The organism is Plantibacter sp. (assembly GCF_059073635.1).
The window spans coordinates 427253-448974 of sequence record NZ_JCACOF010000008.1; the positions used below are offsets into that span (position 1 = coordinate 427253).

A 21722-nucleotide genomic window follows, 5' to 3' on the forward strand; every position below is an offset into this window, starting at 1 on the left:
GCGATATCCGTGCAGAATCGGGCGACTCAGCGAGCCGCTGCCTCCAGATCCACGACGACGTCGTCGAGGCCGGCGCCGCTCACCGTCACCGTGATGGCACCGGGCCCGCTCGGCCGGACGATCGCCAGCGCCCGTCCGTCGAAGGTGGTGCGCGTGGTCGCGTCGAAGCGCTCGGTCGTCTTCGGGGTGCCGGTTCCGAAGCCCGCGAGCCGACCCGCGCCCGCGACGCTGACCGAGACCTCGCGGTCGGCGCCGGTGACCAGGACGCCGGCCGCGTCCCGCAGCTCGATCGCGATGAAGGCGAGATCGGTGTCGTCGGCGCGGAGCGTCGTCCGGTCGGCGGTCGCCACGAGCCTGGTCGGGCCGGTGGCGGAGACGAGCGCGGTGCGTCCGACCTCCGCGCCCGAGCGGAACGCGACCGCCTCGAGCGTGCCCGGCCGGTAGACGGTCTCGAACTCGGCGAGCTTCGGCCGGCGTCCACCCACCGGCCCACGCGCCACCTCCACACCGTCGAGCAGCAGGGCCACCTCGTCGGCATCGGCGGCGACCTCGACCGTCACCGGCGCGCCCTCGAAACCGGGCCACGTCCACGAGTCGACCGAGTCGCTCCACGCCCACGGCGACTGCATCGTGATCGTCTGCCCGTGCCGTTCCGGTCGGAGCACCGCGATGGCCGGCTCGGACCGCAGACCGAAGACGATCTCCCGGTAGTACGACACCGGCCGCCGCCAGCCGGTGATGTCGAAGTCGCCGCACCACGCGGTGAGGTACGGGAACTCGCGCTCGAGTGCGCCGTTCGCCTCCGGGTCCTCAGCGTAGGAGGTCGCACCGATGCCGACCTCGCCGAGGTAGTCCCAGCCGGTCCAGGTGAAGTCGCCGATCACGTTCGGGTTCGCCTCGACGAGCGGCCAGAGGTCGCCGATCTGGGTCGGGAAGGTCTCCGAGCCGACGATCACGCGGTGCGGGAACCGCTCGGCATCGCTCGCGTAGCGGCCGTCCGCGTAATTGAGACCGAGGACGTCGAGGGCTGCACTGGACTCCTCGGTGCGCGTCGTGACGGCGTCGGAGGAACCGATGAGGCTCATCATGTTCGCGCCCGCTTCGCCCATCAGCTCGTTCAACCCCTGGTCCGACGCCATGATGTCGTCCAGATCGTCGAGCACGGCCAGGGTCGCGTTCACGCCGTTCGTCACGAGTCGTGTCGGATCCAACGCGCGCACGTGCTCGGCGAGTTCCCGCGCCTGGATCGCACCGTGCGGGGTGCCGACCTCGACGATCTCGTTGCCGATCGAGTACATGATCACGCTCGGATGGTTCATGTCCTTCGCCACCATCGACTCCAGATCGGCCCGCCACCACTGCGCGAAGTCGAGGGAGTAGTCGTGGTCCGTCTTGCCCCGGCCCCACATGTCGAAGGCCTCGTCCATGACGAGCATGCCGATGCGGTCGCAGGCGTCGAGCATGGCGGGCGACGCCGGATTGTGGGCCGCGCGGATCGCGTTGAAGCCGGCGTCCTTGAGGAGCTGGATACGCCGTTCCTCGGCGCGCGCGATCGACGCTGCACCGAGCGGACCGTTGTCGCTGTGGACACAGGCGCCGCGCAGGAGCACCGGCTCGCCGTTGATGCGGAGACCCTTCCGAGGGTCGACGGTGACCGTGCGGATGCCGTGGACCGTGTGGACGACGGCCGCCTCGTCGGCGGGTCGGTCGTCGACCTCGAGCGAGGTCCTCGCCGAGTACAGTGCCGGCGAGTCGACGCTCCACAGGGCTGCGTCCGGCACGTACAGGCGCTGGCGGATGAGCGCGCTACCGCCTGGCGCGACGGTGACCGGCGTGCGCTCGCCCTCGACCACCCTCCCGTCTGGGCCGGCGAGTTCCGTCGCGAGGACGCGCGCACTCCTGGTGAGACCCCGGTTGACGATGGTCGTCGCCACTTCGAGCACCGCCTGGTCGTCCTCGATCCGGATCGTCGTGATGCGGACACCGTCGGGTTCGACGTGCGTGGGTTCGTCGACGTGCAGGAGGACCGGGCGGTGCAGGCCGGCTCCGGCGTACCAGCGGGAGTCCTGCCCTGCGCGGGTCTCGATGCGCAGCGTGTTCGTCTCGCCGAAACGGAGGAACGGGGTGAGCTCGACGAAGAAGCGCGCGAAGCCGTCGGCACGATTGCCGGCGAACTCGTCGTTGAGGTACACCATCGCGTGACGGAACGCGCCCTGGATCTCGAGCCGGACGATGCGACCGGACCACTCGGCGGGGACCTCGAAGGTCTTCACCTGGCTGAACGCGCCGGCGGGGAAGTAGGCGGCCCCGCCCTTCGCGACTGCGTCCGGCGAGCGCTCGGTATCGCGCAGGGCGTCGTGCGGGAGGGTCACGGCCAGCGAGTCGTCGGCACCGCCCTGGACGGCGGCGAACGGGCCTCGGGGTGCGCGGACGATCCAGTCGCCGGTGAACGGGATGGTGGTCATGACGTGCTCCAGTGCAGATCGGGATGACGAAAGTCTTTCGGCGTCGTGCGCCCTGACCCCGAAGGTAGGCTGAGCGGCCAGGCGTCGTCAACGCGTCGATTCGAAACTGTTTCGCTAGGCTGGGCGCGACGGACGGCTGCCCGCTGCGGGACGAGGGAGAGGCTCCATGGCACGCACACCCATGACGGGTCCGACGCTGGCGTCGATCGCAGAGCGCGCCGGTGTCTCGATCGCGACCGTCTCGAAGGTGATCAACGGTCGTTCGGGCATGTCCGAGGCGACCCGTGCCCGGGTCGAGACGGCCGTGCGCGAGCTCGGGTACCGCCCGACACCCCGGTCGATCCCCGGTGCTCCGCGAACCATCCACGTCGTGTTCGACACCCTGCACAGCGTCTACTCCCTCCGTGTCCTCGACGGCATGGTCGCCGCGGCACAGCGGTCGGACGTCGATCTCGTGACGCGGGTGCTGTCGCCCGGTTCCGGCTTCGGGTCCACGGATGCGACCGGAGACGAGGTGGCGCTCGACCGCAGCTTCGTCGACGGCGTCGCGGCGCGAGGTGCGATCGGCATGATCGTCGTCACGACGCCCATCGCAGCCGACGTCGTCGACGCCTGCCTCGACGCGGGCATCGCGCTCGTCGCGGTCGACTCGCCGGATCCGCTCGACCGCTCGGTCGCGAGTATCGGCTCGAGCCACGCCGCCGGCGGGCAGCAGGCGGTCGAGCACCTCGTCGGCCTCGGGCATCGGCGGATCGCCTTCGTGGGCGGACATCCGGCGAATCCCGGCCTGCATGCGCGGGCCGATCGGCTATCGAGAGGCGCTCTCGTCGGGGCCGGTGTCACGCTCGACCCAGGGCCTCGTCTCCGAGGAGGGGATGGGCACCGTCGGCGCGGCGCGGTCGAGCGCATGCTGGCGCACTCGACGACCCGCCGACCGCCGTGTTCGCGACCAACGACGCCGACGCCTTCGCCGTCATCCGCACGGTCGTGCAGGCCGGTCTCCGCGTGCCGGAGGACGTGAGCGTGGTCGGCTACGACGACACGTACTCGGCGATGCTGACCGTTCCGCTCCTGACGACCGTCCACACCTCGATGCACGACATCGGCCGGGCGGCGGTCGACACCGTCCTCCGCCTGCATGCCGGCGAGCAGCCGTTCTCCCATCACCTCGAGCTCGCGACCACGCTCATCGAGCGGGAGTCGACGGGGCCGGTCCCGCCCTCGACGCCCTGAGTTGCCCGAATCTGTGCGTTTCAGCCCGAATTTCGAGCAGTTTCGGGCGACTCAGCGGGACGAGCGCGGCAGGCGGAGGTCGTGCGAGCGTGAACCGGCCGACGGGGAGCGCGGCACGGATCCGGGACTCGTCGAAGCGGCGTGAGGGACGGAGGTCCGCGGGGAGTTCCGGTGCCGGTGGGGCCGCCTCGCTCACTCCTTCCGCCAGCATCTGCGCCTGCGCCTTCGCCACCAACGGCGTCTTCATGAGGCGTTCCGTCGCGCGCGCGAGCAGGCGGATCGTCCACACGGGGACCGGGACGTACAGCGGGCGGCGTCCGGCCACGTGCGCGATCCGGCGCACGGCCGCACCCAGCTCGAGCTCCTCGGCGCCCATGACCGCGACGGTCGGCTCCGACACCCGGCCCTCGAGTGCTGCGACGAGGACGTCGACGGCGTCCGCGACCGGCACCGGACGCACGCGGCGCTCGCGGTAGCCGACGGTCGCGAACACCGGGAAGGTGCGGACGGCCTTGGTGACGTGATCGACCATGTGGTCGCCTGCGCCGTAGATCATGCCGAACTTGAGGACGGTGTGCGCGATGCCCGAGCCCCGCACGATCTCCTCGGCCGCCCACTTCGTCTCGTGGTACCCGGAGCCGCAGTCGGGGCGCGCGCGGAGGAAGCTCACCAGCACGATGCGACCGACGCCGGCGCGACGGGCCGCGTCCACGACCGCCCGGGTGCCGTCGACGTGCACGCGCTGGAAGGTCTGGTCGCCGAGCTCCCGGTTGATCCCGGCGCAGTGCGCGACCGCGTCGCAGTCGGCGAACGCGGCGGTCAACGCCTCGACGTCGTCGATCTCCACGCCGGTGCGTCGGGAGACGACGACGATCTCGTGCCCGTCGTGCTGCAGTCGCTCGGCCAGGTGTCGTCCGACGAACCCGGTCCCACCGGTGATGGCCACTCGCATGCTGTCTCCTTCGCTTGTTAGCAATATAGCGAAACTGTATATCGCAATTGTGCTAGATTGCAAACATGGCAGATACAGCGTCGGACATCTTCGCCGCGCTCGCTCATCCGACGCGGCGGCAGATCCTGCAGGACCTCAAGGACGGCGAGCTCGCCGCGGGGGAGATCGCCGCACGCTTCGACGCCACCGGTCCGACCATCTCGCGGCACCTGAGCGTCCTGCGCCAGGCCGGCCTCGTCTCCGAGCGCCGCGATGCGAACCGCATCCTCTACTCACTCGTCGGTGAGCGCCTCGCGCTGTCGGTGGGCGACTTCCTGTCCACCGTGTGCCCGGAGCAGATGGTCCTGCGTGAGGTCCGCAAGCGCCGGACCGCGTAGCTCGGTCTCGATCCGGCGCTGAGTCGCCCGAAGATGTCCGATTCCGCCGCGATCTCGAGCCGTTTCGGGCGACTCAGCGCAGCCCGCGCGTGACGCTGCGGACGATCGTCTGCGTGGCGGCCTGTCCGGCGCGGGTCGGCAGCAGTGCCCAGACGTGGAACTGTCCGGTGCCCTCGTGGTAGTCGACGGTGACGCCGGCCGCTTCGGCTCGGTCGACGAGCAGCTCTGCGTCGGGGTTGAGGACGTCGCGGGTCCCGCTCAAGAGCGTGAGTGGTCCGAGCCCGGCGAAGTCGCCGAAGAGGGGGCTCACGGTCGGATCGGTGATGTCCAGATCGCCGCGCCAGTGCTCCGCGAACACGCGTCCGCCGGGCGTCGCCAGCCAGGGGTCGCTCGGCTGCACGAGGGGGATCCGCGGGTTGCTCCAGGTGAGGTCGAGCGCCGGTGACAGCAGGGTGGTCATCGGCAGGACGACGCCCTCGTCCCGGAGTCGGAGCGCAGCCGACAGGGCGATCTGACCGCCGGCCGAGTCGCCCGCGAGGACGGTCGGCCCGTGCCGCTCGATGCTGCGCCGGACCAGCTCGACGACGCCGTTCTGCGCCACGGCCGCGGTGCCGTAGGGCACGAGCGGGTAGATCGGGAGTGTGACCACGGCGCCGGTCTCCGCGGCGATGGTGGCGGCCAGCGTCCAGTGCTGCGGTGCGATCTCGCCGACCCAGCCGCCGCCGTGCGCGTACACGACCCCGCCGATCGCCGGTCGTCGCGTGGGGGACACGGTGTACACCGGCCAGTCTCCGAAACGTTCGACGTCGACCCGGACGTCGCTGCGGAGGGTGCCGGGCGGACCGTAGGACGCCGGCCGGAGGGTGCGCTCCCGGATCCGGCGGCGCGCGCCGGCCTCACTCACGAAGGCGCGGTTCGCGCGGATCAGTCGGAGCGCTGGGCCGACGACGACGCCTGGGATGGTGAGCACGGTGCCTCCGCGGTTGACGGGTTCCTGGGTCTCGCCACGGTAGCAGCGCAGGCTGGGCAGGAGTCCCCGTCAGGCTGGAGGTGAAGCGCTCCGACGGGTCTTCGTCGTGGGACACTGGCAGACGGCGTCGACGTGCCGATCGCGCCGCAGCAGCCCGTCCCGAAGGAACCGCATGCCCGAGCTGAACCCCGTCGTCATCGAGCGAGTCGCCTGGGACGACGAGCGGGCCGTGCGGCTCCGCGCCGCGATGGACGAGGAGATGGACGCCCGGTACGCGTCGGCCTGGGAGGACTGGGACCCCGAGGCCGCCGAGCGGGCGCTGACCGCGTTCACCGTCGATCCTGCCGACATCAGTGCGACCTTCCTGGCCCTCATCGACGGCGAGCCGGTCGGCCACGCCGCCCTGCGCCGACTGCACGGCGAATGGGAGCTCAAGCGCGTCGTCACCCTCCCGGCTCACCGCGGGCGGGGCGTCTCGAAGCGTCTGATCACCGCCGTCGAGGACACCGCCCGTGCCGAGGGGGCGTCCCGCCTCATCCTGCAGACCGGCGACCGCCAGCCCGAGGCCGTGCGGCTCTACGAGTGGCTCGGCTACGAGCCCATCCCGATCTACTCGCCGTACGAGGTCATCCCGATGTCGCTCTGCTACGCCCGCCCGCTCCGCTGACGCTCGGCAGCGCGGCTGCCTCCGCTAGTGAGTAGCTTTCGCGGGCTGGTTCCGTGACCGCAGGCGCGAGATCCCGGTCACGATCGCGACGACGATCAGACCGAGGACGAGTCCGAACACGGCGGACATCGCGGTGTCGGCGATCCAGACGACGACCGGTCCGGCGGCCTCGATCGCGTGGGTGACGACGTGCAGGAGGTCGTACGGGCCGTGCCAGAACGTCTCGGCGAGGTTCGCGATCACGAGGTGGCCGCCGACCCAGAGCATCGCGACCGTGCCGACGATGCTGATGACGCGGAAGACCGCGGGCATCGACGCGACGATCCGTGCGCCGGTGCGGCGGACGCCGCGTGACGGGTTCTTCATGAGCCGGAGTCCGATGTCGTCGATCTTCACGAGCAGGGCGACCGCGCCGTAGACGACCGCCGTCATGACGAGGCCGATGACCAGGAGGGCGCCCAGTGTCATCCAGATGCCGAGCCCCGAGTCGAGGCTGGCGAGGGAGATGAGCATGATCTCCGTGCTGAGGATGAGGTCGGTGCGGACGGCCCCGGAGACGAGCTTCTTCTCGTCGCGGACGTCCTCCTCCGCCTCCGCGTGGTGCATGCCGAACCACTCCATGACCTTCTCCGCACCCTCGAAGCAGAGGTAGGTGCCTCCGATGATGAGGAGGAACGGCAGCACCCAGGGCGCGAACGCCGTGAGCAGCAGGGCGATCGGGATGATGATGACGAACTTGTTGATGAGGCTGCCGCGGGCGATCCGCCACACGACCGGCAGTTCCCGCGCGGGGGTGAGCCCCTGCACGTACTGCGGGGTGACGGCCGCATCGTCGATGACGACGCCGGCGGTCTTCGCACTCGCCTTGAGGGCTGCGCTGAGGATGTCATCGACAACGGCGAGCAGGCCGACCGACATGTGCTTCTCCTTGGCTCGGGGATCACGCCGCCGCGGGCTCGGCAGGGACGGAGTCCACAGTACTGTCGTGATCGCCGAAGGGTGTACTGCTGGACACTCCCTCGCCGACGTGCACGGCCGTAGCGTCGTCCGTATGCAGATCCAACCGAAACCCGCGACGATCAAGAACCCCGCCGAGCAGTTCACCGGCGACGTCTACCTCGACCTGCTGGCCGCGCCGCAGCAGGACGGCCAGCACATGGTGGTCGCGAAGGTGCGGTTCCTCCCCGGCGCCCGCACCGCATGGCACTCCCATGCCAACGGGCAGACCCTCCACGTCACCGAGGGCGTCGCCCTCATGGGCACGCGCGACGGTGCCGTTCTCGTCGTCCAGCCGGGTCAGACGGTCTACACCCCACCCGGCGAGGAGCACTGGCACGGAGCCACGCCCGACGACTACATGGAGCACCTCGCGATGTTCGAACAGGCGGACGACCCGGCCACGAGCACGACCTGGCTCGAGCACGTCGCCGAAGCCGACTACCACCGCCCCTGACCGACTGCCCGACCGCGACCCCGCTTCTCCGCTGTGGAGAAGCGGGAGTCCTCCCCAGAGGTAGGGAGGCCTCCCTTCCATGCGGATGCCACCCCGGTACTGTTGGCACTCACGACAGATTGGGGATTTCGAATGGTCGAGACCACACCGCGCCGCTCACGGTCGGCAGTGCTCGCGCTGACCTTGACGATCGGAACGCTCGTCGCGGCGGCGATCATCGGCGGATACTTCATCATCGTCGGCGATCAGGCCGACATCGCCGGGCGGGTCTGGCTCACGCTGCTGCTGCTCGCGGCCTTCGTCGGTGCCGTGTCGCTCGACGCCGCAGCCGGCCACGGACCCAACAAGTGGTACCTCGCGGTGTCGACGTTGGTGAACATCTTCCTCGTCACCGTCGGCCTCCTGAAGCTGTGGAACGGGTGGCTCCAGCCGCCGAACACCTCCGACGGGTTCGTCTGGTCCACGCAGATCATGCTGTTCCTCGGCATCCTCATCATCGTGCGTCTCGCGCTCATCATCATCCAGGTGTACTTCCTCCACTTCGTCACCCGCGCCACGTCCACCGTGGTCAGGGCCACCGGCATCGTGACGATCGCGCTCATCATCGCCACGGTCCTCGTGCTCGTGCTGCCCATGGCCTTCCCCGAGGGCACCTGGGCGGACTGGTGGTGGCGCATCGCCGCGGCCACGACGCTCGCTGCGGCGATCTCCGCCGTGATCCCCGTGATCGTCCGGGCGTTCTCCCCGAAGCCGGAGGGCGAGCGGGTGACCTACGGGCAGCAGCCGTACCGTCCGGAGGTGTACCAGCAGGCCGCACCCGGCTACCCGGTGCAGGGTTACCCGGGTCAGCAGGGATACCAGGGCCAGCAGGGCTACCCGGGACAGCAACCGCAGCAGCCGTACCAGGGGCAGCCGTACCCGCAGCAGCCGTACCAGGGGCAGCAGCCGTATGGCGGCCAGCCGAACCCTGGCCAGCCGAACCCCGGCCAGTACGGGCAGGGGCACCCCGGGCAGGGCTACCAGGGGCAGCCTGCCCCGCAGCAGCCTGCCCCGCAGCAGTTCACCCCGCAGCAGCCGGGCCAGCAGTGGCCCACGCCGTCCTGGCAGGGCTCCGCGCCCGGGCAGCCTGCTCCGGCACAGCCCGCGCCGCAGCAGTGGGGGCCTCCGCAGCCGCAGGTTCCGTCGTCGCCGGTTCCGCCCGCGCCTCCGCAGCAGGACCAGCAGCGTCCGCAGGAGTCCCGCCCTCCGCAGGAACCGACAGCAGCCGGCGGCAGCCGCAGAGCCCGCCGCCCGCCGAGTAGGCGAACCGACCACGAGCCGGCTGGAAGCCCACCGCTTCCAGCCGGCTCCGTCGTCGGTCGCACTCGAAGCCTCGCTTCGCTTGCGCACAACTGCGTAGCCACGTCGGGCACGTCTTCGCCCAGCGGCGGATGTGGCGATGCGCTCGCTCCGTGAGTATGGAATCGGCGCGGTGCGACCGCCCGCCGCCGACTCCTCACGATGGGTGACGATGCGCAAGCTCCTGAAGGTTCCACTGATCTCGATCGCCACGATCGCCGGCCTCGTCGCAGCGGGCCTCGCGACGACGAGCATCGTGAACGCCGTCGCGAGTTCGTCGGAAGCGGGCGAACTGCAGCCCTACGGGCAGTTGGTCGACGTCGACGGCAAGGACATGAACGTCGTCATCAGTGGTTCCGGCGCCGAGACGATCGTCCTGCTGCCCGGGCAGGGCACCGCGGCACCCGGCCTCGACTTCGAGCCGCTCGTCGACGAGCTCCGTGACCAGTACCGGGTGGTGGTCGTCGAGCCGTTCGGCTACGGCCTCAGCGATCAGACGGACGTGCCCCGGACCTCGGCCAACATCGCCGGTGAGGTGCACGCCGCCCTGCAGCACCTCGGCATCGACCGGTACGTCCTCGCCGGACACTCGATCGCCGGCATCTACGCCCTCGAGTATCTGGAGCGGTTCCGCGCCGAGGTGACGGCGTTCATCGGGATCGACACGAGCGTCCCGACCCAGCCCGGAAGCGACGAGCCGACGCCGACCGACGGCGTCGACACACTGAAGGCGCTCGGCATCCTCCGCCTCCTCACCGCCATCGCGCCCGACCCGTACGAGGGCCTCCCGTACGACGCCGCCACGAAGCGCCAACTCGCGATCCTGACGAACCGCAATGCGATGTCGCCGACGCTGCTCGACGAGATCGCCCACACGCCCGGCAACTTCCAGGCGGCCCGGTCACAGTCGTTCCCGGCCGACCTGCCGATCCTCATGTTCGTCGTCGGCGACGACCCGGAACTCTCCGACTGGGTGCCCCTCCACGAGGAGCAGCTCGCCGGAGTCGAGCGGAGTGAGCTCGTCCGACTCGACGGCGGCCACTACCTGCACCACACCGAGGCGACGGTGATGGGCGAGGACATCAAGCGGTTCCTCGCCGACACGCCGGGAGACTGAATCCCCGGCCGATCCGGGCTGGCGTGTCGTCGGATGTCGGGTTAGGCTCACTCTCTATCGAACGTATGTTCGAACGACGGGAGGCCACGCATGTTGATCACGAGCACCGAGATCGCGGTCTGGACGACGCCGGCAGGCGTGCCGGAGCGACTGTTCTGGGATGGAGCCCGGTACCTCGTCACCGACACCCCGACCCCGCTCGAGCCGAACGTCTCGTTCGTCACCCATCCGCCCGCGGCGACCCCCGCCTGGCGGTTCCAGGCGACCGCTGCAGACGGCCGGTCCTTCGTCTTCGACATCCGACTCGACACCGCGCGCGGACGCTGGCAGCTCCTCCGAGCGTACGAATGAACCGCCCGGACCGTCGCCCGGGTCGACGTCGCTCCGGCTGTCAGGCGGCCGGCTGCAACCGCACGACGATCGCCTTCGAGACCGGGGTGTTGCTGCGGTCGGCCGTCGAGTCGAGCGGGACGAGGACGTTCGCCTCGGGGAAGTACGCCGCGGCGCATCCACGAGCGGTCGGGTAGGAGACGACGCGGAAACCGCGGAGCTCCCGATCCGGCTGCCCGGCCCACTCGCTGAAGACGTCCACCGTCTGGCCGTCCTCCAGGCCGAGGTCGCGGAGGTCGTCCGGGTTGACGAAGACGACGTTCCGGCCCTTCTTGATGCCGCGGTACCGGTCGTTCAGGCTGTAGATCGTCGTGTTGAACTGGTCGTGCGAGCGCAGGGTCTGCAGGAGCAGCCGACCGGGCGGGCAGTGGATCGGTTCGAGCTCGTTGACCGTCAGCAGGGCGCGACCCTCGGGGTTCGTGAACGTGCGGGAGTCCCGCGGTCCGTTCGGCAGGACGAAGCCGTCCTCGCGGCGGATCTGCTCGTTGTACCCCTCGCAGCCCGGCACGACCCGTCCGATGTGTTCGCGGATCGTGTCGTAGTCGTCCTCGAACGCCTGCCAGGCGATGCCCGAGTCCTCACCGAGCGTCGCTCGCGCGAGGCGCGTGATGATCGCGACCTCGGAGAGCAGACCGGGCGCTGCCGGCGGGATGCGGCCGTGCGAGGCGTGGACCGCGCACACCGAGTCCTCGACGCTGACCATCTGCGGTCCGCTCGCCTGCAGGTCGATCTCGGTGCGCCCGAGGGTCGGCAGGATGATCGCCGCCTCGCCCGTGACCGCGTGCGAGCGGTTGAGCTTCGTGGAGATCTGCACGGACAGCTGCGTTCCGCGGATCGCGGCCTCGGCGGCGGCGGTGTCGGAGATCGCCGCGACGAAGTTGCCGCCGAGCGAGATCCAGGTGCGGACCTCGCCCCGCTGCATCGCTCGGATCGCGTTCACCGCGTCGACCCCGTGCTCCCGCGGCATCGGGACCGCGAACTCGCGCTCCATGGCGGCGAGGAAGGACTCGGGCATCTGCTCCCAGATACCCATCGTCCGGTCGCCCTGCACGTTGCTGTGCCCGCGGATCGGCGATGCCCCGGCGCCAGGCTTGCCGATGTTCCCGCGGAGGAGGAGCAGGTTGATGATCTCCTTGATCCCGTTGACCGCCGCCTTGTGCTGGGTCAGACCCATCGCCCAGGTGACGATCGTCGCGTTCGACGCGATGTAGCGCTCGGCGAGTTCGTCGATCTGCTCGCTCGTGAGGCCGGTCGCCTCGAGCACCGCCGCCTCGTCGAGGTCGGCCAGGTGGGCCGTGAGCTCCTCGAGTCCGAGGCAGTGCTCGGCGAGGAACGCGTGGTCGAGGATCGTCCCCGGAGCTGCCGCCTCGGCCTCCAGGACCCGCTTCGAGACCGCCTGCAGCAGCGCCATGTCGCCGCCGAGCCGGATCTGCAGGAACTGGTCGGAGATGACCGTGCCGCGCCCGACCATGCCGCGGACCGTCTGCGGGTTCTTGTACCGCTCGAGCGCCGCCTCGGGGAGCGGGTTCACCGAGACGATCGTCGCGCCCGCCTGCTTCGCGTCCTCGAGCGCCGTGAGCATGCGCGGATGGTTCGTGCCCGGGTTCTGGCCCATGACGATGATGAGGTCGGCCTGCTCGAAGTCCTCGTACCGGATGGTCGACTTCCCGACGCCGATGACCTCGCCGAGCGCCGTGCCGGTGGACTCGTGGCACATGTTCGAACAGTCGGGGAGGTTGTTGGTCCCGAAGGCGCGGACGAAGAGCTGGTAGACGAAGGCCGCCTCGTTCGACGCGCGGCCGCTCGTGTAGAAGACGGCTTCGTCGGGGGACTCCTGACCGCGCAGCTGCTCGCCGACGATGGCGAACGCCTCGTCCCAGCTCACCGGCCGATAGTGGTCCGAACCGGCCGGCTTGTAGACGGGCTCCGACAGCCGACCCTGCATGCCGAGCCAGTACTCCGACTTGTCGGCGAGATCGGTGAGCGAGTGTTCGGCCCAGAAGGCGCTCGGGATGACGACCGGTGTCGCCTCCCAGATGACGGCCTTCGCGCCGTTCTCGCAGAACTCGAGCTTCTTGCGGTCGTCCGGGTCGGGCCAGGCGCAGCTCATGCAGTCGAAGCCGCCGCGCTGGTTGATCGACGTGAAGAGCTCCGCGGTCCGCTTCGGTCCGAGCTGCCGGAGGGCGGGCTCCATCGAGTGCAGGATGCCGGGCAAGCCGACGGCGACGTGCTTCGGGTGGGTGACCTCGATGTCGGCGTCTGTGACGTCCTCGACGGGCGGTTCGGCGCTCATGCGTTCGCTCCGGTCTGGAGTGCTGCTGGTGCCGAGCCTTCGGCCGGGTCGGCGAGCCGGTGCGCTCCGCTGTAGACGACCATCGAGTCGCCACGGAGGAAGCCGACGAGCGTCATCCCGAGTTCGGTGGCCAGTTCGGCGGCGAGCGAGGACGGAGCGGAGACGGCGGCGAGCATCGGGATGCCGGCCATCGAGGCCTTCTGCGTGAGCTCGAAACTCGCGCGCCCCGACACCATCAGGACCATGGAGCGGAGCGGGAGCAACCCCTCCTTCGCCGCCCATCCGACGACCTTGTCGACGGCGTTGTGTCGGCCGACGTCCTCGCGGAGCACGAGCATCTCGCCGGTGCGGGCGTCGAACAGGCCGGCCGCGTGCAGACCGCCGGTGCGTTCGAAGACCGCCTGCTGTGCCCGGAGGCGGTCGGGGAAGGTCACGAGGAGCGCCGGGTCGAGGCGGAAGTCGTCGTCCGCGACGGAGTACCGCGAGCTCGTCCGGACGGCGTCGATGCTCGCCTTGCCGCAGAGGCCGCACGAGCTGGTGGTGAAGAAGTTCCGTTCCAGGCTCGGATCCGGGGCGGGGACGCCGGGCGACAGGGCGACGTCGAGCACGTTGTAGGTGTTGACGCCCTCGTCCGTCGCGCCGGCGCAGTAGCGCGCGGTCCGGACGTCGTCACCCCGACCGATGACGCCCTCCGAGACGAGGAAGCCGATCGCGAGGTCGACGTCGTGGCCGGGCGTCCGCATCGTGATGGCGAGCGAACGACCACCGACGCGGATCTCGAGCGGCTCCTCGACGGCGAGGACGTCCTCGCGGGTGCGTGCGGGCTGTCCCACCGTGATGCGGGTGACGCGTCTGCGCGCCGTGATGCGAGTCATGGCTCATGGCTATCACCACCATCGGACGAGGGCAAGGTGCCTCACCGGATCCGCAGCCGCCTCGGGGGCTGGATCGCGGCCTAGGCTGGTGCCATGTCCGTCGACGCGATCATCCTCGCGGGAGGGCGGTCCTCCCGTCTCGGCGGCGTCGCGAAGGCGTCGTTGTTCCGCGACGGCCGGACGCTCCTCCAGCTCGCGGTCGATGCTGCGCGGGCGGCCGGCGGCCGTGTCGTCGTGGTCGGCCCCGAGGTCGAGACGACTGATCCAGTCCGCTTCGTCCGCGAGCGCCCCGTCTTCGGTGGCCCTGCCGCGGCCATCGCCGCAGGCCTGGACGCCCTGCGTGATGACGTCGCGGCCGAGGGCCCCACGCAGGTCGCCGTCCTCGCCTGCGACATGCCGGATGCCGCACCGGCGCTCGCCGCGGTGCTCGACGCCGCCACAGCCGCGACCGGGACCGACACCGACGGCTGGGTCGCGGTGGACGACTCCGGTCGTGAGCAGCCGCTGCTCGCCGTCTACCACCGGGAGGCCCTGGAACGCCGGGTCGCCGCACTCCGGGCGTCGCAGCCGAGCGGTGACCTCGCGGGTGTCTCCGTCCGCCAGCTGCTCGCCGGACTCGTCCTCCGCCAGGTGCCCATTCCCGACGGCGGCTCGGCCGACGTCGACACCTGGGCCGACGCCACCGAACTCGGGGTCGTCACCGCCGTCGAGTCGCCGACGCCGACCGCGTCCACCACACCGACCGCCGACCCTGAGGAGCGTCTCCCATGACCGATGACCTGCATGCCGTCCTCGCCGACTGGACCGACCGGGTGTCCGCCGAGCTGGAGCTCGGCGACGTCGCGGTCGACATCGACGCCGTCCTCGGACTCGCGGGCACGGCCGCGCACGCCGTGCGGCGTCCGGCCGCCCCGCTCACCACCTACCTCGTCGGCATCGCCGTCGGGAAGGCGCTCGCGAGCGGGGCGGATCCGGTCGCCGCCGCCGAGGCCGCGACCGCGGCCGTCGAACGGCTGGTCGCCTCGGACTCGACCGCATGACGAGGTCCTCCTGGTCGGACGCCCGCAGCATCGCGCATGCGGCGGGTGCCGCGCAGCGGTCCGACGTCGTCGACACCCTGGCGCTCTCCGAGGCCCTCGGACACGTCCTCGCGGCGCCGCTCGTCTCGCCCATCGCGATCCCGCACTACGCCTCCTCGGCGATGGACGGCTGGGCGGTGGCCGGGGTCGGCCCGTGGACGCTTGCTGACCGGTGGAGACGCCGAGCGCGCACGATCGGTCGGACTCGGCGACGGTGTCGCGGTCGACGTCCTGACCGGTGGACTGATCCCGGCGGGCGCCGAGGCGGTCCTCCAGCTCGAGCACGGCGTGGTCGAGCAGAGCTCGGGATGCTGCTCAGCCTCCACCTCGCGCCGTCCGCACCGAGCGAGGAGCCGCGCCCGGGGCGGCACATCCGGCCCGCCGGAACCGAGTCACCCGCGGGGTCGACCGTCCTCGACGCCGGCACGCGCCTGGGTCCCGTGCACCTCGCGGTCGCCGCCGGCGCCGGCTTCGACCGCGTGCCCGTCGTGCCGACTGCCGCGGGTCCGCCTGGTCCTCACGGGTGACGAGGTCGTCACGAGCGGCGTGCCCGCGCCCGGGTTCGTGCGCGACAGCTTCGGCCCATCCCTCCCGGGAGTGATCGCCTCGCTCGGTGGCGTCGTCACGTCCAGCGTCCGTGTCGGCGATGACGCGTCCACCACGGCCGACGCCCTCGGGCTGACGAGTGCGGTCGGCGCTCCTGGCCCGCCAGCAGCGGGACCTCGTCGTGACCACGGGTGGTACCGGCGACTCCCGCGCCGATCATGTCCGAGCGCTGCTCCGCGACGCCGGCGCGGACTTCCTCGTGGACGGCGTCGACGTCCGCCCGGGTGGCCCTGCGCTGCTCGCGCGGCTGCCGGACGGTCGTCTGTTCGTCGGGCTGCCCGGCAACCCGCTCGCCGCACTGCTCAGTGTCCTCACGCTCGTGCACCCGGTGCTCGCGGGCTTCCAGGGACTCGAGCTCCCGGCCCTGCGACCGGCGGTGCTCGCCTCGCCCGTCGACGGGGCTCGCTCAGGGACGGTGCTGCGCCCCTACCGCTCGGTGCACGATGCGGACTCGCCGACGCCGCATGCGGAGCCGACGCCCTGGCACGGGGCAGCCATGCTCCGCGGGCTCGCCGACGCCGATGGCGTGCTCGTGTGCCCGGGCTCCGGCACGGCCGCGGGCGGCCTGGTACCGAGTCTCGACCTGCCCTGGTGATCGGGCCTCGGGTCAGCGGCCCCGGACGGCTGCCGCCGTCATCAGCCGCAGCAGTTCCTCGCCGGCGAGGATGCCGCGCCGCTCGGTGACCGTCAGCGTGTCGATCGTGAAGCCCTCGTCGTCGAGCTCGCCGTGCGCCGGCCGGAACGCGAGGTCGGCGGTCTCCAGCATCGACTGGTCGAGGAGCGAGTCACCGGCCGCGAGGACGAGTGGTCCGTCGAGGCGGCGGGCGACCTCGCTGACGGCGTCGTGCTTCGTGAGCGTCCGCGGCACGCAGTAGAGCTTGCGTCCCTGCAGGGACACCGTCCATCCGAGCCGTTCGCACTCCTGCTCGACCTGTTCGAGCCAGCCCGCCGGGATCGCGTCGCGCTCGACGATCGAGTAGAAGAACAGCGCGTCCGCGACGTTCGTCTTGAGGATCCAGGTCGGCGACGCCAGTTCCTCGAAGCGCGCGAGCGCCTCGTCGAGCGGAGCGGTGTGGTCGGTGAGGTGCGCTCGCACGCGACCGCGCCAGTCGGCGTCCGGGACGCCGTCGACGAGGATCTCGCCGCCGTTGCTCGTGATCGCGTAATCGGGCGCACCACCCGGCAGCTGCACCCGCTGATACTGCGCCACGGTCCGCGTCGTGACGGGCATGAAGACGGCCTGCGAGCGCAGCTCGATCAGCAGGCGCTCCGACTCGCGCGTCATGAACGAGATCGGCACGCCGTTCCAGAGCTCCGAGACGATGATCGACGGCGCTTCGGGGTCCGGCGTCTCGAGCCAGAACGCCTTCGGCGAGTAGATGAGGGTGCGGTCGAGGTCGCAGGCGACGAGGGCGCTCACTGGGCGTCTCCCGCCGCGGCGTCGCTCAACGGGTTGATGAGCCCGACACAGCTGTAGGGCAACCCGGGCACGACCTCGACCGGCACACCGCGCTGCTCGGCGAGCAGGAGCACGTGCGCGACGTCGTCGAGGGCGTCCGGCGACACGAGCACCTTCCACGGCACCCGGCGGAGCAGGACGCGGGTGGTCTCGCCGACACCCGGCTTCACGAGGTTCACGGTCGGGATGTCGTACTGTTCCCGGATCCGCTCGACGGCCTCCCAGCCGATCCAGCTCGGTTCGCGATCGGCCGCCGAGGCCTCCTCCACACCCGCGGCGACGTCGTCGACCACCTCGGCGAAGCGGCTGGAGACCGCGTCGAGGAAGGCGCCGGAGACGTCGTGACTGCTCAGCTCGCGGTAGAACTTGGCACCGTGGAACTGGTCGTCGGAGAGCAGCTCGCGGTTGTACACCGTGCGGGACACGAGGCCGGAGACGGTGGAGTTCAGGCACGCCGAGGGGATGAGGTAGTCGTCGCGGGTGCCGTACACGGGCACGCAGTGGCCGGGGTCCGCGAGGACCGCCAGTTCGTCGGAGAAGCGGATGCCGTCGGTCTCGGCGAAGAGTTCCAGCGCCGCCGTCAGTTCGCGCGCGATGGCGCCCTTGCCGGTCCAGCCGTCGACGAACGCGATCTGCTCCGGGTCGTGGTGCGCCGCGAGGTAGCGCAGCGCGGTCCCGTCGACGCCGACACCGCGCACGATGCTCATCGTGTAGTGCGGCACGTCGATCCCGCGGACCTCCTTCGCCCAGCGACGCATGAGGATCCCGATGGGCGTTCCGGCGCGGGCGAGGGAGACCAGCACGGGGCGGTTCGCGCGGGACGCCAGGACGAGGTCGGTGACGACACCGACGGCCACCGCGAGACGTCGGCTCGACCGCGCGAGGGCGTCCCGGTAGAGCTCCTCGTACTCGGGGGAGGGCAGGTACTCGATGGGCAGCGACTCGGCGTAGTGCGCGCGACCGCTCTGGATCGCGGCCTCGCGTTCGGAGGCGTCGGCCTCGAGGCGGGTGTCGCCGAGGTCGGTGAGCAGCCAGCGCACCTCCGAGGCGTCGTAGGACCCGAAGTCCGGTCCGGTGAGCGGCTCGGGGAGGGCGGCGGCGTCGATGGTCACGGTGCGGGGTTCCATTCGGCTGGGGTCGGGACGGATTCGGTGAGGAGGACGACGATGACGTGGTCGGTGACGGTCCGCAGCGCCTCGACGACGCCGTCGGGCCGGAGCAGGAGCTCGCGGTCGGCGCCCGGCTCCGGGAACAGGACCACCGCCGCGAACCGCGAGCCACCGCGGGAGAGGTTGTAGGCGAAGCGGGGTCCGAAGCCGTCGATCGTGCGGTCGTGGCTGGTGAAGGACACCGCGCTCGCGATGGCGTAGTCGTCACGGTCGATGACGGCGATGGGGGACCGCGTGGTGGTCGAGAAGCGCGTCGCTCCGCGGGTGCGGTCGAGGTGGGCGGCGACGGCCAGCGGTACCGCGATGAACTCCTCGGAGCCGAGCACCACGACCTCGCCGTCCGGCAGCTCCGGAAGGACCCGGTCGGCGATCGCGGCGGTCACCGCGTCGTCCAGGCGTCCTGGCGCACCGAAGCGCGCGCTCCGCACGGGCGGCAGGTCGGAGGCGTCCACGACGACGACGTCGCCGGCTGCGGTCGAACCCGCGACCGATGCGGCGGGTGCAGCGTCGATGACCGCTCGCGCGCGGGCGAGGACGTCCTCCGGAAGGTCGACGGCACCCACGCCGAGCGCCACGACGGTGATCCGGGTGCCGAGGCGGTCGGCGAGGTCGTCGAAGCGCTGCCGGTCCGCATCCGAACGGAGGTCGATGAGGCCCGCGACCACCCAGTGCGCCTGCGGCGTGGTGGCGTGCAGCGCGGTGATCGTGTTGCGGACGGTGCGTCCGGTGCTCAACTCGTCGTCGACGAGCACCGTGGTGCCGCCGACCGTGGCCCACGCGGGGTCGCTCGGGTACAGGCGGTGGTCGCTCGCGTGCGAGTGCTCCTCCTCGAACGGCGTGAAGGGCACGTCCGCCTCGTGCCTCGTGGAGTGGAGGTACGGCGAGCCGAGCGCGTCGGCGACGATGTGGCCGAGCCCGGTCGCCGTCTCCGCGTAGCCGACGGTGACGAGCTCCGGCCCGGCCACTGGGGCCGCATCGCGGAGCTGGGCGAGGTGCTCGCGGACGGCGGTGAGGGCGGCGAGACCGTCAGCATCCGGCCGTTCCCGACGGGCCAGGAGCTGCGCCACGGTGTCGAACGGAGCCGTCTCCGGATCGCTGCCGTCGAGCGCGCTCCGCACCAGCAGTCCGAGCAGTTCTCCGGCGGCGAGTGCCAGGCCGGGCACGGTCGGCACGTGTTTGGCGAGGACCGTCGACACGAGCAGCTGCGCGCGTTTGGGGTTGTCGCGGAGCGCGAGACCGACGAGGTCCTCCACCGGGATCAGGCTTCGGGACGCGTCCGAGCGCAGGCCGATGCCGACGGCGTCACTGACGAAGCGGCCCGTCCATACGGTCACCGCATGCTCGTCTCGAGGAGGTCGACGAACGTCGTCTCCTCCGCTGCCACCCCGAAGGCCTCCGCGCGGAGCAGGGTCTTGCGCGCCCACGCCTGGTGCGGCTTCATCTCGTTCATCTTGTTCCGGTACGGGGAGGCGTTGGCACCGCCGCCCACATCGCCGACGACCGAGAGGGCGTCGACGTACTCCTCGTGGCTCACGACCGACATCGCGTGGACGACCGGCACGTGGCTCGGGTGGATGACCGTCTTGCCGAGCAACCCGTTCGCCTGGTCGAGCGCGATCTCGCGGATGAGGCCGTCGAGTCCCTTGAGGAGGAGCTTCTGACGCAGCTGCGCCTCGTTCGCGTCCTGGAACGGCGTCATGCGCAGCTGCGGGCGCATGAGCCGCTCCGCGTTGTGGAAGTGCTCCCAGACCGTGCCGGTGATGACGAAGTCGTCGCCCGGTCGACCGAAGACGTTGACGACGTCGGCGATGACCGAGGAGACGAGTTTCACGTCGTACACGGTGAGGTCGCGCGAGCGCCGGAGCGAGAAGGCGCTCGAGAGGTCGGTGGCGCCGATGCGGACCGCCAGGACGTCCTCGCGGTGGGCCTTGGTGACGTCGACGATCCCGGAGAGGGTGTCGTCGCGGGTCTCGCGGTGGATCATCCGCGGCGACTCGAGGATCGGCATGACCCGGAGGCGACGCGCGCCGTTCGACCCGTCCTGCCCGTAGTCGCGCTGCACGCGACCGAGCGCCTCGAAGAAGCGGTCCGCCACCCCGTCGCTGTTCTCGTACTTGGGGATGACGAAGCCGCTCAGGAGGTCGAGTCCCGGACCGAGGAGCCCGGCGACCCGCTCGAGCTGCTCGGGCGTGCGGACGCGGATGAACAGCAGCGGCAGCACGGGGCGCTTGGACCCCGAGCTCTTGGCGGCGAGCTGCTGCATCGCCTCCGCGACGTTCGTCTCGGCGAACTCGACCGCGTCGTCGGGGACCGAGTCCTCGAGGCACAGCACCATGCTCAGGCAGCCGTGCTTCGCCTGCTTCACGACGTCCTTCGCGAGCGTCGGGCGCGTGCCGGGACTGTAGAGCGTGGCGCCGAGTGCCGCCGCCACGTGTTCCGGCGGGGAGTCGATGCTGATGGGGCTCGGGAGCTTGTGGAACAGCCGCGACGCGCGCTTGTCGTCGACGTAACTGAAGTGGCGCATGGTCATCGTCTCCGGGGTTCGCGGGCGACGACGTACGGCGTCGGCTCGAAGCCGAACTGCTGCAGGAGCGTCTCGAGGGGGATCTCGGCGGGAAGGGGTTCGAGGCGGAGTTCGAGTCTCGACCCGATGCGCAACAGCGAGACGACCGGCGGTGCGCCGGTGTCGTCAGCCGCGGCGAAGCTCTCGCCGTCGAAGAGCTGCACCGTCAGTGGGTGACCGGCTGTGCCGACGAACAACGCCCGCCGGATGAGGTGCACGTGCCGGAGCGCGAGGATCGCGTCGCCGCCGTCGAAGCCGAGCAGCGGCCGGTTGCCGGGCGTCGTCACCGGTGTGCCGTCGATGCCGTCGGCCGTCGCGACCCCCGTCACGAGTTCGACGGTCTCCCACACGATCGCCGTCGCTCCGCCGACGATGAGGCTGCCGATCGCGGACTGACGCGGGTCGAGCCGGACCAGCGGGGTCTCGTCGTCGAGGACGCGGACCTCCTCGGCCGTCGGGGCCGGGAAGGGCTGCGGGGTCGTCGGAGCTGCGGCGGGCGTGGTGGCGGGGCGTCCCGACGGCGTAGCGGGAGCGGGCGACGAGGATCCGCCGAGCGAGAGTCCCGTCGACGGTGCCGACGGTGCAGGACGGCGCTGCCGATGCCGCCGGGGCAGGGGGTGCGGCGGCGGGCGTCGACGGCCCGCCGAGCGTGAGTCCCGTCGACGGTGCTGCCGACGCGGCGGGCGTTGCGGGGGGAGGTGCCGCCGGGGCGCTCG

General features: G+C 71.1%; 22 protein-coding genes and 1 pseudogene. 12 read left to right on the plus strand and 11 right to left on the minus strand.

Going from position 1 to position 21722, the window contains the following annotated elements:
• Positions 1-26 precede the first annotated feature (26 nt).
• Positions 27-2465 (minus strand): glycoside hydrolase family 2 TIM barrel-domain containing protein, encoded by a 2439-nt coding sequence (locus tag AC5JOC_RS09280; protein WP_494246264.1) that lies wholly within the window; start codon positions 2463-2465, stop codon positions 27-29.
• A gap of 181 nt (positions 2466-2646) precedes the next feature.
• Here AC5JOC_RS09280 and AC5JOC_RS09285 point away from each other — a divergent pair.
• Positions 2647-2781: pseudogene (locus AC5JOC_RS09285) on the plus strand (LacI family DNA-binding transcriptional regulator); the annotation flags it as partial.
• A gap of 494 nt (positions 2782-3275) precedes the next feature.
• A complete protein-coding gene (locus tag AC5JOC_RS09290; RefSeq protein ID WP_494246367.1) occupies positions 3276-3698 on the plus strand; it encodes a substrate-binding domain-containing protein in 423 nt (140 codons plus the stop codon).
• On the opposite strand, the gene AC5JOC_RS09295 is transcribed toward AC5JOC_RS09290, so the two are convergent.
• The gene (locus AC5JOC_RS09295; protein ID WP_494246266.1) at positions 3652-4650 is read right to left on the minus strand and encodes an NAD-dependent epimerase/dehydratase family protein; all 999 of its coding nucleotides are present in this window, start codon (positions 4648-4650) and stop codon (positions 3652-3654) included. The two genes, AC5JOC_RS09290 and AC5JOC_RS09295, sit on opposite strands and share 47 nt — an antisense overlap.
• A 65-nt stretch (positions 4651-4715) precedes the next feature.
• Here AC5JOC_RS09295 and AC5JOC_RS09300 point away from each other — a divergent pair, with 65 nt between their 5' ends.
• Positions 4716-5027: a metalloregulator ArsR/SmtB family transcription factor gene (locus AC5JOC_RS09300; protein ID WP_064295846.1), complete on the plus strand. Its 312-nt coding sequence runs from the start codon at positions 4716-4718 to the stop codon at positions 5025-5027.
• Between the two features lie 73 nt (positions 5028-5100).
• Here AC5JOC_RS09300 and AC5JOC_RS09305 read toward each other — a convergent pair whose 3' ends face one another.
• Entirely contained in the window at positions 5101-5997 is an 897-nt protein-coding gene (locus AC5JOC_RS09305; protein WP_494246268.1) for an alpha/beta hydrolase fold domain-containing protein, read from the minus strand.
• A gap of 172 nt (positions 5998-6169) precedes the next feature.
• Here AC5JOC_RS09305 and AC5JOC_RS09310 point away from each other — a divergent pair, with 172 nt between their 5' ends.
• Complete coding sequence (locus AC5JOC_RS09310; protein ID WP_079704598.1) at positions 6170-6664, plus strand: GNAT family N-acetyltransferase; 495 nt, start codon at positions 6170-6172, stop codon at positions 6662-6664.
• Positions 6665-6688: 24 nt separating this feature from the next.
• Here the strand turns inward: AC5JOC_RS09310 and AC5JOC_RS09315 are convergent, their stop codons facing one another.
• Positions 6689-7582, minus strand: coding sequence for a DUF808 domain-containing protein (locus AC5JOC_RS09315; protein WP_079704599.1), 894 nt, complete (start codon positions 7580-7582; stop codon positions 6689-6691).
• A gap of 133 nt (positions 7583-7715) precedes the next feature.
• Between AC5JOC_RS09315 and AC5JOC_RS09320 the strand changes: the two genes are divergently transcribed.
• The 4 genes from AC5JOC_RS09320 to AC5JOC_RS09335 all read left to right on the plus strand — a co-directional run bounded on the left by AC5JOC_RS09320 (position 7716) and on the right by AC5JOC_RS09335 (position 10923).
• Positions 7716-8117, plus strand: a complete 402-nt coding sequence (locus tag AC5JOC_RS09320) for a (R)-mandelonitrile lyase (RefSeq protein WP_494246271.1) — start codon at positions 7716-7718, stop codon at positions 8115-8117.
• Positions 8118-8285: 168 nt separating this feature from the next.
• Entirely contained in the window at positions 8286-9572 is a 1287-nt protein-coding gene (locus AC5JOC_RS09325; RefSeq protein ID WP_494246272.1) for a hypothetical protein, read from the plus strand.
• Positions 9573-9627: 55 nt separating this feature from the next.
• Complete coding sequence (locus tag AC5JOC_RS09330; protein ID WP_494246274.1) at positions 9628-10572, plus strand: alpha/beta fold hydrolase; 945 nt, start codon at positions 9628-9630, stop codon at positions 10570-10572.
• 90 nt (positions 10573-10662) lie between these two features.
• A complete protein-coding gene (locus tag AC5JOC_RS09335) occupies positions 10663-10923 on the plus strand; it encodes a hypothetical protein (RefSeq protein ID WP_079704601.1) in 261 nt (86 codons plus the stop codon).
• 40 nt (positions 10924-10963) lie between these two features.
• On the opposite strand, the gene AC5JOC_RS09340 is transcribed toward AC5JOC_RS09335, so the two are convergent.
• Positions 10964-13255: an FdhF/YdeP family oxidoreductase gene (locus tag AC5JOC_RS09340; protein ID WP_494246276.1), complete on the minus strand. Its 2292-nt coding sequence runs from the start codon at positions 13253-13255 to the stop codon at positions 10964-10966.
• The gene (gene fdhD, locus AC5JOC_RS09345; protein ID WP_159876975.1) at positions 13252-14130 is read right to left on the minus strand and encodes a formate dehydrogenase accessory sulfurtransferase FdhD; all 879 of its coding nucleotides are present in this window, start codon (positions 14128-14130) and stop codon (positions 13252-13254) included. The genes AC5JOC_RS09340 and fdhD overlap by 4 nt, the downstream gene beginning before the upstream one ends.
• A gap of 93 nt (positions 14131-14223) precedes the next feature.
• On the opposite strand from fdhD, the gene mobA reads away from it, so the two are divergent.
• The 4 genes from mobA (at position 14224) to AC5JOC_RS09365 (ending at position 16410) form a co-directional block, all read left to right on the plus strand.
• Complete coding sequence (gene mobA / locus AC5JOC_RS09350; RefSeq protein WP_494246278.1) at positions 14224-14901, plus strand: molybdenum cofactor guanylyltransferase; 678 nt, start codon at positions 14224-14226, stop codon at positions 14899-14901.
• On the plus strand, positions 14898-15170 hold the full coding sequence (locus tag AC5JOC_RS09355; RefSeq protein WP_159876979.1) for a DUF6457 domain-containing protein: 273 nt from the start codon (positions 14898-14900) through the stop codon (positions 15168-15170). Before mobA ends, AC5JOC_RS09355 begins: the two co-directional genes overlap by 4 nt.
• Entirely contained in the window at positions 15167-15736 is a 570-nt protein-coding gene (locus tag AC5JOC_RS09360; RefSeq protein ID WP_494246280.1) for a hypothetical protein, read from the plus strand. Before AC5JOC_RS09355 ends, AC5JOC_RS09360 begins: the two co-directional genes overlap by 4 nt.
• A gap of 200 nt (positions 15737-15936) precedes the next feature.
• Positions 15937-16410 carry a molybdopterin-binding protein gene (locus AC5JOC_RS09365; protein WP_494246282.1) on the plus strand — a complete coding sequence of 158 codons (474 nt, stop codon included), beginning with the start codon at positions 15937-15939 and terminating at the stop codon, positions 16408-16410.
• Between the two features lie 12 nt (positions 16411-16422).
• Here the strand turns inward: AC5JOC_RS09365 and AC5JOC_RS09370 are convergent, their stop codons facing one another.
• The 5 genes from AC5JOC_RS09370 to AC5JOC_RS09390 are packed head-to-tail and all read right to left on the minus strand — an operon-like array spanning position 16423 to position 21356.
• Positions 16423-17235, minus strand: coding sequence for an HAD family hydrolase (locus tag AC5JOC_RS09370; RefSeq protein ID WP_494246284.1), 813 nt, complete (start codon positions 17233-17235; stop codon positions 16423-16425).
• Positions 17232-18386 carry a cysteine protease StiP family protein gene (locus tag AC5JOC_RS09375; protein WP_159453338.1) on the minus strand — a complete coding sequence of 385 codons (1155 nt, stop codon included), beginning with the start codon at positions 18384-18386 and terminating at the stop codon, positions 17232-17234. Before AC5JOC_RS09375 ends, AC5JOC_RS09370 begins: the two co-directional genes overlap by 4 nt.
• The gene (locus AC5JOC_RS09380) at positions 18383-19777 is read right to left on the minus strand and encodes a phosphoribosyltransferase domain-containing protein (RefSeq protein WP_494246286.1); all 1395 of its coding nucleotides are present in this window, start codon (positions 19775-19777) and stop codon (positions 18383-18385) included. Before AC5JOC_RS09380 ends, AC5JOC_RS09375 begins: the two co-directional genes overlap by 4 nt.
• Positions 19774-20967: an HpcH/HpaI aldolase/citrate lyase family protein gene (locus AC5JOC_RS09385; protein ID WP_071261351.1), complete on the minus strand. Its 1194-nt coding sequence runs from the start codon at positions 20965-20967 to the stop codon at positions 19774-19776. Before AC5JOC_RS09385 ends, AC5JOC_RS09380 begins: the two co-directional genes overlap by 4 nt.
• 2 nt (positions 20968-20969) lie before the next feature.
• Positions 20970-21356: a hypothetical protein gene (locus AC5JOC_RS09390; protein ID WP_494246289.1), complete on the minus strand. Its 387-nt coding sequence runs from the start codon at positions 21354-21356 to the stop codon at positions 20970-20972.
• Between the last annotated feature and the right edge of the window lie 366 nt (positions 21357-21722).

Bases quoted from the DNA above. Each gene is read 5' to 3' on its own strand.
- AC5JOC_RS09280 (WP_494246264.1), bottom strand. From the start codon at position 2,465: ATGACCACCATCCCGTTCACCGGCGACTGGATCGTCCGCGCACCCCGA.
- AC5JOC_RS09295 (WP_494246266.1), bottom strand. From the start codon at position 4,650: ATGCGAGTGGCCATCACCGGTGGGACCGGGTTCGTCGGACGACACCTG.
- AC5JOC_RS09300 (WP_064295846.1), top strand. From the start codon at position 4,716: ATGGCAGATACAGCGTCGGACATCTTCGCCGCGCTCGCTCATCCGACG.
- AC5JOC_RS09310 (WP_079704598.1), top strand. From the start codon at position 6,170: ATGCCCGAGCTGAACCCCGTCGTCATCGAGCGAGTCGCCTGGGACGAC.
- AC5JOC_RS09315 (WP_079704599.1), bottom strand. From the start codon at position 7,582: ATGTCGGTCGGCCTGCTCGCCGTTGTCGATGACATCCTCAGCGCAGCC.
- AC5JOC_RS09320 (WP_494246271.1), top strand. From the start codon at position 7,716: ATGCAGATCCAACCGAAACCCGCGACGATCAAGAACCCCGCCGAGCAG.
- AC5JOC_RS09330 (WP_494246274.1), top strand. From the start codon at position 9,628: ATGCGCAAGCTCCTGAAGGTTCCACTGATCTCGATCGCCACGATCGCC.
- AC5JOC_RS09335 (WP_079704601.1), top strand. From the start codon at position 10,663: ATGTTGATCACGAGCACCGAGATCGCGGTCTGGACGACGCCGGCAGGC.
- AC5JOC_RS09340 (WP_494246276.1), bottom strand. From the start codon at position 13,255: ATGAGCGCCGAACCGCCCGTCGAGGACGTCACAGACGCCGACATCGAG.
- fdhD (WP_159876975.1), bottom strand. From the start codon at position 14,130: ATGACTCGCATCACGGCGCGCAGACGCGTCACCCGCATCACGGTGGGA.
- mobA (WP_494246278.1), top strand. From the start codon at position 14,224: ATGTCCGTCGACGCGATCATCCTCGCGGGAGGGCGGTCCTCCCGTCTC.
- AC5JOC_RS09355 (WP_159876979.1), top strand. From the start codon at position 14,898: ATGACCGATGACCTGCATGCCGTCCTCGCCGACTGGACCGACCGGGTG.
- AC5JOC_RS09360 (WP_494246280.1), top strand. From the start codon at position 15,167: ATGACGAGGTCCTCCTGGTCGGACGCCCGCAGCATCGCGCATGCGGCG.
- AC5JOC_RS09385 (WP_071261351.1), bottom strand. From the start codon at position 20,967: ATGCGCCACTTCAGTTACGTCGACGACAAGCGCGCGTCGCGGCTGTTC.